Source organism: Bradyrhizobium sp. CCBAU 11361 (assembly GCF_028128935.1).
GTDB lineage: Bacteria > Pseudomonadota > Alphaproteobacteria > Rhizobiales > Xanthobacteraceae > Bradyrhizobium > Bradyrhizobium niftali.
Map to the genome: position 1 here is coordinate 82,994 of NZ_LBJZ01000192.1, position 10,833 is coordinate 93,826.

10 protein-coding genes are annotated in these 10,833 nt (G+C 64.5%); 2 read left to right on the forward strand and 8 right to left on the reverse strand.

Going from position 1 to position 10,833, the window contains the following annotated elements:
* The gene (locus XI08_RS32380) at positions 1 to 1,155 is read left to right on the forward strand and encodes an AGE family epimerase/isomerase (protein WP_271577507.1); all 1,155 of its coding nucleotides are present in this window, start codon (positions 1 to 3) and stop codon (positions 1,153 to 1,155) included.
* Between the two features lie 60 nt (positions 1,156 to 1,215).
* Here XI08_RS32380 and XI08_RS32385 read toward each other — a convergent pair whose 3' ends face one another.
* The 7 genes from XI08_RS32385 to XI08_RS32415 all read right to left on the reverse strand — a co-directional run bounded on the left by XI08_RS32385 (position 1,216) and on the right by XI08_RS32415 (position 8,369).
* Positions 1,216 to 2,055, reverse strand: coding sequence for an ABC transporter ATP-binding protein (locus XI08_RS32385; RefSeq protein ID WP_027545082.1), 840 nt, complete (start codon positions 2,053 to 2,055; stop codon positions 1,216 to 1,218).
* Positions 2,056 to 2,200: 145 nt separating this feature from the next.
* Positions 2,201 to 3,484 carry an ABC transporter substrate-binding protein gene (locus XI08_RS32390; protein WP_271577508.1) on the reverse strand — a complete coding sequence of 428 codons (1,284 nt, stop codon included), beginning with the start codon at positions 3,482 to 3,484 and terminating at the stop codon, positions 2,201 to 2,203.
* A gap of 46 nt (positions 3,485 to 3,530) precedes the next feature.
* The gene (locus XI08_RS32395; RefSeq protein ID WP_271577509.1) at positions 3,531 to 4,604 is read right to left on the reverse strand and encodes a branched-chain amino acid ABC transporter permease; all 1,074 of its coding nucleotides are present in this window, start codon (positions 4,602 to 4,604) and stop codon (positions 3,531 to 3,533) included.
* A 3-nt stretch (positions 4,605 to 4,607) separates the two neighbouring features.
* Positions 4,608 to 5,501 carry a branched-chain amino acid ABC transporter permease gene (locus XI08_RS32400; RefSeq protein ID WP_027545085.1) on the reverse strand — a complete coding sequence of 298 codons (894 nt, stop codon included), beginning with the start codon at positions 5,499 to 5,501 and terminating at the stop codon, positions 4,608 to 4,610.
* Positions 5,498 to 5,623, reverse strand: coding sequence for an ABC transporter (locus tag XI08_RS32405; RefSeq protein WP_271577510.1), 126 nt, complete (start codon positions 5,621 to 5,623; stop codon positions 5,498 to 5,500). Before XI08_RS32405 ends, XI08_RS32400 begins: the two co-directional genes overlap by 4 nt.
* Complete coding sequence (locus tag XI08_RS32410) at positions 5,620 to 7,551, reverse strand: long-chain fatty acid--CoA ligase (protein WP_271577511.1); 1,932 nt, start codon at positions 7,549 to 7,551, stop codon at positions 5,620 to 5,622. The genes XI08_RS32405 and XI08_RS32410 overlap by 4 nt, the downstream gene beginning before the upstream one ends.
* Positions 7,548 to 8,369: an ABC transporter ATP-binding protein gene (locus XI08_RS32415; RefSeq protein ID WP_027545088.1), complete on the reverse strand. Its 822-nt coding sequence runs from the start codon at positions 8,367 to 8,369 to the stop codon at positions 7,548 to 7,550. Before XI08_RS32415 ends, XI08_RS32410 begins: the two co-directional genes overlap by 4 nt.
* 337 nt (positions 8,370 to 8,706) lie before the next feature.
* Here XI08_RS32415 and XI08_RS32420 point away from each other — a divergent pair, with 337 nt between their 5' ends.
* Positions 8,707 to 9,381 (forward strand): Crp/Fnr family transcriptional regulator, encoded by a 675-nt coding sequence (locus XI08_RS32420; RefSeq protein ID WP_027545089.1) that lies wholly within the window; start codon positions 8,707 to 8,709, stop codon positions 9,379 to 9,381.
* Here the strand turns inward: XI08_RS32420 and XI08_RS32425 are convergent.
* Complete coding sequence (locus XI08_RS32425; RefSeq protein ID WP_271577512.1) at positions 9,378 to 10,628, reverse strand: MFS transporter; 1,251 nt, start codon at positions 10,626 to 10,628, stop codon at positions 9,378 to 9,380. The two genes, XI08_RS32420 and XI08_RS32425, sit on opposite strands and share 4 nt — an antisense overlap.
* Positions 10,629 to 10,833: the final 205 nt, after the last annotated feature.

The following is a 10,833-nucleotide window of genomic DNA, read 5'->3' on the forward strand; positions in this document are numbered from 1 at the left end:
ATGGCGGACGAGCGGATCATGGAGGCGGAGGAGACGGCCGGCGTCGTCGCGCGCCTGAAACGCCGCATGATCGACGACGCGATGCCGCTGTGGTCGACCGTCGGCTGGGACCATGTCGCGGGCGGTTTCATCGACCGGCTGCACCGCGACGGCACGGCGGATGCCGCCGCGCCGAGGCGCGTGTTCGTGCAGGCCCGCCAGATCTACTGCTACGCCAAGGCGGCGCAGATGGGCTGGTATCCGGAGGGGCGCGCCATCGCGCTGAAGGGGCTGGAGCACCTGCTGGCACGCGCGAAGGCGCCCGACGGCCGGCCGGGCTATGTGCACCGGCTGACGCCGGATGGCGCGGTGCTGGACGCCCGGCGCGACGCCTACGACCACGCCTTCATCCTGTTTGCGCTTGCGACCGTCTACGCGCTCGACAAGGACGTGCAGGTTCGCGCCGAGATCGACGCGCTGCTCGCCTTCCTCGACGGCCATCTGCGCTCGCCGCATGGCGGCGTCCACGAGGGGCTGCCGGTCTCGCTGCCGCGGCGGCAGAACCCGCACATGCACCTGTTCGAGGCGATGATCGCGTGCTTCGACGCGACCCACGATCTGTCGTTCCAGAACCGCGCCGGCGAATTCTTCGCGCTGTTCCTCGCCAATCTCTACGACAAGCAGAGGCACATCCTGACCGAGTATTTCGAGGAGGACTGGTCGAAGATCGAGCCGGTCAGTGTCGAGCCTGGCCATCAGGCGGAGTGGGTCTGGCTGCTGAAGGGATTCGAGCGCATCACGGGCTGCCCGACCGGGCAGCGACGTGCGGAGCTGCTGGCGAGCGCGCTGCGCTATCGCGACGAGGCGACGGGCTGCCTGAGCGACGAGGGTGATGCCATCGGCAACATCCGCCGCAGCACGCGCCGGCTGTGGCCGCAGACCGAGATCGCGAAGGCGTGGACTGCGCAAGCCGAGTCCGGCGAGGCGGGCGCGGCGGATGAGGCGCGCGCGGCCCTGGTGCGGCTCGAACGGCATTATCTCAGCCATCCCGTGCGGGGCGGCTGGTACGACCAGTTCGATCGCGACGGCAAGTCGCTGGTCGACACCATTCCTGCGTCGTCGTTCTATCATGTTCTCTGCGCAGTCACGGAAGCGGAGCAGGTGCTGGAAGGTTAGAGTTCTCTTGTTTTGACGCGTTTTCTTCACGCGAACCGGTTCCCACTTCGCTTGAAAACGCTATAACCATCGCTTGCGCCGCTTGAAGCTCTTGAGGTTCTTGAAGCTCTTGCGCTGGTCGCCGGCGCCGCCGAGGTAGAATTCCTTGACGTCCTCGTTGTCGCGCAATTCGTCCGCGGTGCCGTCGAGCACGACCTTGCCCTGCTCCATGATGTAGCCGTGGCTCGCCACTGACAGTGCGGCGCGCGCGTTCTGCTCGACCAGCAGGATGGTGACGCCGAGGTCGCGGTTGATCTTCTGGATGATGGAAAACACCTCTTTCACCAGCAGCGGCGACAGACCCATCGACGGTTCGTCCATCAGGATCATCTTCGGGCGTGCCATCAGTGCACGGCCGATCGCGAGCATCTGTTGCTCGCCGCCGGAGAGATAGCCGGCAAGGCCGGTGCGCTCCTTCAGGCGCGGGAAATAGTTGAAGACCATGTCGATATCGGCATCGACCTCGCGGTCCCTGCGGGTGAAGGCGCCGAGCTTGAGGTTCTCCAGCGACGTCATGTCGGCGACGATGCGGCGGCCCTCCATCACCTGGAAGATGCCGCGGCGGACGATCTTGTCGGGATCGATGCCGTTGATCCGCTCGCCCTCGAACAGGATCTCGCCGCGCGTGACCTCGCCGTCCTCGGTCTTGAGCAGCCCCGAGATCGCCTTCAGCGTCGTCGACTTGCCGGCGCCGTTGGCCCCGAGCAGCGCCACGATCGCGCCCTTGGGCACGTCGAGGCTGAGGCCGCGCAGCACCAGGATGACGTCGTCATAGACGACCTCGATATTGCGCACGCCGAGAAGGGGCGGCGCGGGCACGATGCTGGGTGAGGGACGACTGGCTTCGGCGATCTCGGTCATGCTTCAAAGTTCTCCGTAGTCGTCGCCCGGCTTGACCGGGCGACCCAGTATTCCAGAGACGCCCGAGACCCATTGAGAAGCCGCGGTGTACTGGATCCCCCGCTTTCGCGGGGGATGACAGTTGTGCGTGAGGTGAGTGCCGGGCTCACCACCCCAGCAATTCCGCCTTGCGCGGCAGCTCCACGGTCTTGACCTTCTCGAGCTTGATCGCGCCCTTGGCCATGAGATCGTTGAGGTCGCCGTCGGTCGCACCCGCGATCTTGGTGCGATAGAGGTCGACTTTCAGCGTGCCGCGGTGGTCCTTATCGGTCCAGGTCGAGGGATTGCAGACGCCGTCCATTCCGGCCGGCACCCAGTCCTTCTTCTGGTAGAAGCCCTTGGCGACGTTCTCGCCGGTGGCGCCGCCGTTCTTGGCGGCCCAGTCGAGCGCTTCCTTCATGTACAGCGCCGAGCAGACCGCCGCGATGTAGTGCACGGGCCGGTAGACCTTGCCGGTCGGGTCGGACATCTTGGAGATCTCCATCACCGTCTTCATGCCGGGCGCATCGCCGCCCCAGCTCACCGCCGTGCGCAAGGGGAAGATCACGCCATTGGCGGCATCTCCGGCCGTCTTGGCGGCATTCTCGTCCATGCCCCAGACATTGCCGAGGAACTGGATGTCGACGCCGGCGGTCTTGCAGGCCTTCAGGACGGAGATGTTGGAAGCCGCGGTGTTGCCGAGATAGGCGTAGTTAGCACCCGAGGATTTCAGGCTCAGGCACTGCGCGCTGTAGTCACCCGGTGTCAGCGCGAACACCAGCGGCGGCAGCACTTCGAGCCCGAGCTCCTGCGCCATGGCCTCGCCGGCGGCCTTCGGCGCGTTCGGATAGGGGTGGTTGGCGCCCATGTGGACGAATTTCGGCTTGCCGGGCTTGCCCTTGGCCTTCCAGTCCTCGGCCGCCCACATCAGCATCGCGCGCAGCGAGTCCGAATAGCTCGGGCCGTAGAAGAAATTGTAGGGCGCGGGCTTGGCCTTGCCGCTGACGCCTTCGGGATCGGTGAGTGCCGCGGCATAGGAGCCGGAGAGGTCGGGGATCTTGTCCTGCGCGAGGAAGCCGGTCAGCGCTTCGGTGTCCGCGGTGCCCCAGCCCATGATCGCCGCGACCTTGCTGTCGGGCGCCGACCATTTCTTGTAGAGCGCGATCGCGCGCGGCACCTGGTAGCCGTAGTCGTTGGTGTCGACGTTGATCTGCTTGCCGCCGACGCCGCCGTTCTTGTTGACCCAGGCGAAGGTGTCGGCGACGGCCTGTCCGTAGGGCGTGCCGACGTCGGAGGTGCCGCCGGAATAATCGGCGAGATGCCCGATCGCGATCTGCGCCTGCGCACTCGCCGAGAATGCGGCGATCGCGAGGGCGAGCGATGCGGTGGTCAAAAGGGATTTTGTCTTCATTGGTTGCCTCCTCCTGTTTATTCGTTGATTAGCAAGTTGCCCGTTCTCAATGCGAGAACGGGTAGAGTTTCCAATACGCCTTGATCTGCCGCCAGCGATGCGCGAGCCCGTCAGGCTCGAACATCAGGAACGCGATGATGATCACCCCGATCGCGATCTCGCGCAGGAAGGTGATGTTGTTGTTGAGCGACAGCGCCTTGTCGATCGCGCCGCCCTTCAAATAGATGCTGAGGAATTCCATCGTTTCCGGCAGCAGCACCACGAAGGCGGTGCCCATCAGCGTGCCCATGATCGAGCCGGTGCCGCCGATGATGATCATGGCCAGGAACAGGATCGAACGCTCGATGCCAAAGCCTTCCTGGGAGACCACGAGCTGGTAGTGCGCATAGAGCGCGCCGGCGATGCCGGCGAAGAAGGCGGCGAGGCCGAACGACAGCGTGCGGTATTTGGTGAGGTTGATGCCCATGATCTCCGCGGAGAGATAATGGTCGCGGATCGCAACCAGCGCGCGGCCGTCGCGCGTGCGCATCAGATTGGTGACGAGAATGTAGCTCGCCAGCACATAGGCCAGCACGACGTAGAAATACTGCTTGTCGCCGCGCAAGGTGAAGCCGAAGATCGAGAACGGATTGGCGCTGGCCGGCACCGAGCCGCCGGTGAACCATTCGGCGCGGGAGAAGAAGTCGAGCAGGATGTATTGCGCGGCGAGTGTCGCGATGACGAGGTAGAGTCCCTTCAGCCGCGCCGCCGGAATGCCGAAGATCAGCCCGACCAGCGCGGTGACGACGCCCGCGAGCGGGATCGCGAAGAACACCGGGATCGGCGCATTGTTGGAGATGTAGGCCGAGGTGAAGGCGCCGAGCAGGAAGAAGGCGGCGTGGCCGATCGAGATCTGGCCGGTGAAGCCGACCAGGATGTTCAACCCGAGCGCCGCGATCGAGAAGATGCCGATCTGGATCAGGATGCTGAGCCAGTAGCCGCCGAGGAATTGCGGCACGAGGCAGAGCAGCAGCACGCCTACGATCGCAAAGTTGCGGCTGGTGGCCGTCGGGAAGATCGTGGTGTCGGCCGCATAGGAGGTGCGGAAATCACCAGCGGGGACGAGGGCAGGGCCGGCCATGGGTCAGATCCGCTCGATGTCGTGGGTGCCGAACAAGCCGTAGGGCTTGATCATCAGCACGATGATGAGGACGTAGAACGGTGCGATCTCGTAGAGATTGCCCCAGTGCAGATACTCGCTGTCGACATATTGCGCGATGTTCTCGAGCAAGCCGATGATGATGCCGCCGAGCACCGCGCCGCCGACGGAATCGAGCCCGCCGAGGATCGCCGCCGGAAACACCTTGATGCCGTAGGCGGCGAGGCCTGACGATACGCCGTTGACGACGGCGACGACGACGCCCGCGACCGCCGAAACGGTGGCCGAGATCGCCCAGGCCATCGCGAAGACGCTTTTGACGGAAATGCCGAGCGACTGCGCGACCTGCTGGTTGAACGCGGTGGCGCGCATGGCAAGGCCGTATTTGGATGCGCGGAAGAACCAGGCCATGCCGATCATCATCGCGACCGAGACCACCAGGCTCATGACATAGACGGTCTGGATCTGAAGCCCGAACAAGCTGACCGACTGGCTCTCGAACACGCGCGGGAACGGCTGCGGGTTGACGCCGAACATCCATTTCAGCGTGGCCTGCAGCACGGTCGAGAGGCCGATCGTCACCATGATCACCGAAATGATCGGCTCGCCGATCATCGGCCGCAGGATCAGGACCTGGATGGCGATGCCGAACACAAACATGAACACCAGCGTCATCGGCATGCCGATCCAGAACGGCACCTGATATTTCGCCAGCAGCGCCCAGCACACCCATGCGCCGACCAGCAGCAGCTCGCCTTGCGCGAAGTTGACGACCTGCGTCGCCTTGTAGATCAGCACGAACGACATCGCGACCACGCCATAGAGCGTGCCGACCACGAGGCCGTTAACCAGGAGCTGGATGAGGAAGGCGGTGTTCATGTCGGCTGACCCAACTCGTCATTGCCGGGCTTGACCCGGCAATCCATCAATGTGGACGGAAGCTTGTTCGGAAGAGGATGGATGCGCGGGTCGAGCCCGCGCATGACGATCACGTGTGTCACTCCGCAGCCTCCGCCAGATGCCCACGCCCGCCGAGATCCACCACTCGCAGTGTGGTGCGCACCCTCTGCGTGGTGCCGTCCTGGAAGCGGATCACGGTGTCGACGGGGATGTCGGGATCGCCGAGGTAGATGGCGTCGATGATGCCGGCGTACTTCTCGTTGATGACGCTGCGGCGCACCTTTCGGGTGCGGGTGAGCTCGCCGTCGTCGGCGTCGAGCTCCTTGTAGAGCAGCAGGAAGCGCGAGATGCGCTGCGCCGGCGGCAGCGTGGCGTTGACGGTCTCGACCTCCTTCTGGAGCAGCATGTAGACCTCGGGCCGCGAGGCGAGATCGCTGTAGGTCGTAAAGGAGAGGCGGTTCTTCTCCGCCCATTTCGAGATGATGGAGTAGCGGATGCAGATCATCGCCGCGAGCGCGTCGCGCCCCGAGCCGAGCACCACGGCTTCGGCGATATAGGGCGAGAATTTCAGCTTGTTCTCGATGAACTGCGGCGAGAAGCGCTCGCCGCGGGAGGTTTCCGCGAGATCCTTGATGCGGTCGATGACGACGAGCTGGCGGTTGGCGTTGAAATAGCCGGCATCCCCCGACAGCATCCAGCCATCCTTGATGTCGGCAACGCTCGCCTCAGGATTCTTGTAATAGCCGAGGAACATGTTGGGATGCCGCACCACGATCTCGCCGACGCCGTGGACGTCGGCATTGTCGATGCGGATCTCGACGCTGTCGGCCATCGGCACACCCGTGGTGTCAGGATCGACCTTACCCTCGGGATGCAGCGTGTAGGCGCCCAAAAGCTCGGTCTGGCCGTAAAGCGTGCGCAGCGGCACGCCCATCGCCTGGAAGAACTTGAAGGTATCGGGCCCGAGCGCCGCGCCGCCGGTTGCGGCCGAGCGCAGGCGGGTGAAGCCGAGCCGGTCGCGCAGCGCGCGGAACAGGATGGCGTCGGCAAAGTCGGAGCGCTGGCCCTGTTCGAGCGCGGCAAGACCGCTTTTCATCCCGATATCGAACAGGCGCTGCTTGAAGGGCGTCGCGTCCATCACCCTGGCGCGCACGTCGGCGGCGATCGATTCCCAGACGCGCGGCGCAAACAGCACGAACGTCGGCGCGATCTCGCGCAGATCATTCATCATCGTATCGGGCTCTTCGACGAAGTTGATCTTCATCCGGCACAAGAGGCCTTTGCCGAGCACATAGACCTGCTCCATGATCCACGGCAGCGGCAGCACCGAGACGTATTCGTCGTCCGGGCCCTTGGGGTCGAAGGCGAGATAGGTGGCGCAATGGCCGAGCACGCGGCCGGCGGCGAGCATTGCGAGTTTCGGATGCGAGGTGGTGCCTGACGTGGTGCAGAGGATTGCGACGTCCTCGCCCTTGGTCGCGTCGACGAGCTTGTCGTAAAGCCCCGGTTCGCGCGCAGCGCGGGCGCGGCCGAGCTCGGCGAATTTCTCCGCCGACAGCAGCCTGGGGTCGTCGTATTTCCGCATTCCGCGCGGGTCGGAATAGATGATGTGCTTCAGATCAGGCACGCGGTCGGCGAGGGTGAGCAGCTTGTCGACCTGCTCCTCATCCTCGGCGAAGACGAGCTGCGCCTCGCCATAATTGAGGAGATAGGAGGCTTCTTCGTCCAGCACGTCGCGGTAGAGCCCGAGGCTCAGGCCGCCGATCGCGTGGGTGGCGATTTCCGCCGCGACCCAGTCCGGCCGGTTGTCGCCGATGATGCCGATGACGTCGTTGCGCCCAAGGCCGAGCTCGACGAGGCCGAGCGCGAAATCGCGCACGCGCGTCTGGTAATCGTTCCAGGTGAAGACACGCCACAGCCCGAGATCCTTTTCGCGCAGCGCGATGTCGTTGCCATGCTCCCTGGCATTGAGCCGGAGCATTTTGGGATAGGTATCGGCCTGCGCGACGCGGCCTGCATAATCCATCATGCCGCGCTCTCCTGCGCCGGCGGAGCATCGTCGGGATCGACCAGCACCTCGTCCTCTTCGCCGAGATAGGCGCGCCTGACGTGGGGATCGGCGAGCACCGCACCCGGATCGCCCTCGGCGATCTTGCGGCCGAAATCCAGCACCATGACGCGGTGAGAGATGTCCATCACCACGCCCATGTCGTGCTCGATCATCACCACCGTCATCCCGAACTCCTCGTTGAGATCGACGATGTAGCGGGCCATGTCCTCCTTCTCCTCGAAGTTCATGCCGGCCATCGGCTCGTCGAGGAGGATGAGGCGCGGCTCCAGCGCCATGGCGCGGGCAAGCTCGACGCGCTTGCGCAGGCCATAGGAGAGGGTGCCGGCTTGCGCCTTTCGCACCGACTGGAGGTCGAGGAAGTCGATGATCTCCTCGACCTTGCGGCGATGCGCGAGCTCTTCCTTGCGCGCGCCGGTGAGCCAGTAGAGCGAGCCCGTGAGGAAATTGTTCTTCAACAGGTGATGGCGGCCGACCATGATGTTGTCGAGCACGCTCATGTGGTGGAACAGGGCCAGGTTCTGGAAGGTGCGGCCGATGCCGAGCGAGGCGCGGGCGTTCGGCGTCAGGCCGGTGATGTCGCGGCCCTGATAGAACAGCTGGCCCTCGGTCGGCTTGTAGCGGCCGGAAATACAGTTCACGATCGAGGTCTTGCCGGCCCCGTTGGGGCCGATGATCGAGAACAGCTCGCCGTCCCTGATGGCGAAGCCGACATCGGTCAGCGCACGGACGCCGCCGAACCGCAAGGACACGCCGCGCACTTCAAGACTGGTAGCCACCAAACAAATCCCTCCCGGTGATGGCGCTTGATTTGCGCTCTTCGTCGGTTCCTGTCGGGCGATCCTAGTACGGTCGTGTCGGCCAGACCATGCAGCTATTGGTCCCGACCGGACCCGTGAGGCTCTCGTTCCCGCTAGGGGATCAAAAGCCGCATCGCCCGAGGTGGTTCTCAATAGGGGAAAGCGCTATTTTGAAATGTCTCCGGCCTGACAATTCTGCGACAAAGTTTTTGAGGCGGTGGCGGTCTTCATCTTTCGTCGGATGGTGGCCGGAGCGGTCGTGTTGCAGTGCAACAGAAGGACGGAGTGACGAAACAGTGCGGCTGGCTTCGGGATCATGATTTCAGAGGATCAACTGAAGCGCATCGCCGCCTGGTCGCGCGAGCTCACGCAAGCGGAGATCGAGGTCGCGCGCGCGGGGATCACGGAGCGGTCCTACGGCACCGGCGAGGCCGTGTTCATGCGCGGCGACACGTTCGACTATTGGGCCGGCATGGTCTTTGGCCTTGCCCGTATGGGCGGGGTGTCGCGCGACGGCAAGGAGACGAGCCTTGCCGGGCTGACCGCGGGGGCCTGGTTCGGCGAGGGCAGCGTGCTCAAGAACGAGCCGCGCCGCTACGACGTGGTCGCGCTGCGCAACAGCCGTGTCGCGCTAATGGAGCGCAGCGCCTTCATGTGGCTGTTCGAGAACAGCGTCGGCTTCAACCGCTTCCTGGTGCGCCAGCTCAACGAGCGGCTCGGCCAGTTCATCGGCATGCTCGAGGTCAACCGCACGTTGGACGCCACCGCGCGCCTCGCCCGCGGCATCGCCTCGCTGTTCAACCCGATCCTCTATCCGGAATCGACCGCGCATCTGGAGATCACCCAGGAGGAGATCGGGGCGCTCTCCGGCATGTCCCGCCAGAACGCCAATCGCGCGCTGAACCGGCTGGAGAAGGAGGGCCTGCTGCGGCTCGAATATGGCGGCGTTACCATCCTCGATGTCGAGCGGCTGCGCGGGTACGGGGACTAGCGCGCATTGGCGGGGGCGTGCACGGGCCAGAGGTCGGCGCGCCAGCGCAAGGCGATCGCCGTCATCGCGATGAAGCCCGACGCGGCATAGAGCGAACCCGTCGCGGAATAGCCGATCACGTCGATCAGGCTGCCGGCTGCGAGCAATCCGATCGGCAGACCGTAGATCACCATCATGCGCACGCCCATCACGCGGCCGCGCAGATGCGCGCTCGCCGTGCGCATCAGGATCACGGCGGCCGAGATCATCGACATGCTCTGGGCGATGCCGGCGAGTGCAAGGCAGGCCATGGCCACCGGCATGGTCCTGATTTCGACGAACACCAGCAGCATGGCGTACCAGGCCAGCGTCGCGCCTATCAGCAGCCGGGCAATGCGCAGTCCGCCGACGAGGCTCAGCGTGATTGAGCCGATCAGCGAGCCGACGGCGAAGCTCGCCGACAGATAACCGAGGCCGGTCTGGTCGGTATGAAAGATCTCCCGCGCGATGTAGGGCAGCAATCCGCCTGTGAAGGGAAATGCGGTGAGATTGGCGAGGAAGGCGACGCACAGCGCGGCACCCATTCCAGGGCCATTCCAGGCGTAGACAATCCCTTCCTTCAGCTCGTCGAGCAGCTTTGAAATGGCGTGGCTGTTCGCCGGCAGGTCCGTCGTGGCAACGGTCCTTTTCGGTCGGGTCAGGCAGGACATGAGAATCGCGGCCACGAGGTAGAGGCTTGCGACTGCCGCATAAACCAATCCAATGCCGAGCACGGCGAAGAGGCCGGCGCCTGTCAGCGCTCCGGCAATGCGGGCGCTATCCTGGGTCGTGCGTGACATGCTGATCGCGCTGACCAGCTGCTCGGCCGGCATGATGTCGGCGAGCAATGCGCTGCGAAGGCCGAGATCGGAGGAGCGGATCAGTCCCATGATCGTCACGATGATCATGACCTTGAGCGGCGCCAGGTGGCCGGTGAGCGCCAGGACCATAATGGTGGAGGCCAGCGCCGTATAGGTAAGGCGCAGCACGACAAGGAGATCGCGATGACCCATGCGGTCGCCGATCATCCCGAGCGCCGGTGCAATCAGCGTTCCGAGATATTGCAGCGACGCGAGAATGGTCAGTAGCAGCACCGATCCGGTCTCGACCAGGATGTACCAGCCGAGCACCAGCGTTTCGATCTCGAACGCCCAGGAGGTGAGCAGGTCGGACGGCCACTGGAAGCGATAGTTGCGGATGCGGAATGGCGCGAGTGCGGATGTGCTCAAGATGCGATGACGGGTGTCACGGCGATTCCCCCTTATTTTTGTTCTTCTGTTCGGCAGGGTAGCCCCGGCCATGCCCCTGTCAATTGGCGCTACCGCATGCCGCCATGCTTGCCGACGACGCGCGGTGCGCCAGTGCGCCCGCAGCATCGCTTCCTCGCACAGCCATACGGAAGGGGTAGACCAACCACGCTTGCTCTTCCCGTGC

What these genes read in the sequence shown, in the direction of transcription:
- XI08_RS32380 (WP_271577507.1), top strand. Translation starts at nt 1, where the DNA reads ATGGCGGACGAGCGGATCATGGAGGCGGAGGAGACGGCCGGCGTCGTC.
- XI08_RS32385 (WP_027545082.1), bottom strand. Translation starts at nt 2,055, where the DNA reads ATGACCGAGATCGCCGAAGCCAGTCGTCCCTCACCCAGCATCGTGCCC.
- XI08_RS32390 (WP_271577508.1), bottom strand. Translation starts at nt 3,484, where the DNA reads ATGAAGACAAAATCCCTTTTGACCACCGCATCGCTCGCCCTCGCGATC.
- XI08_RS32395 (WP_271577509.1), bottom strand. Translation starts at nt 4,604, where the DNA reads ATGGCCGGCCCTGCCCTCGTCCCCGCTGGTGATTTCCGCACCTCCTAT.
- XI08_RS32400 (WP_027545085.1), bottom strand. Translation starts at nt 5,501, where the DNA reads ATGAACACCGCCTTCCTCATCCAGCTCCTGGTTAACGGCCTCGTGGTC.
- XI08_RS32410 (WP_271577511.1), bottom strand. Translation starts at nt 7,551, where the DNA reads ATGATGGATTATGCAGGCCGCGTCGCGCAGGCCGATACCTATCCCAAA.
- XI08_RS32420 (WP_027545089.1), top strand. Translation starts at nt 8,707, where the DNA reads ATGATTTCAGAGGATCAACTGAAGCGCATCGCCGCCTGGTCGCGCGAG.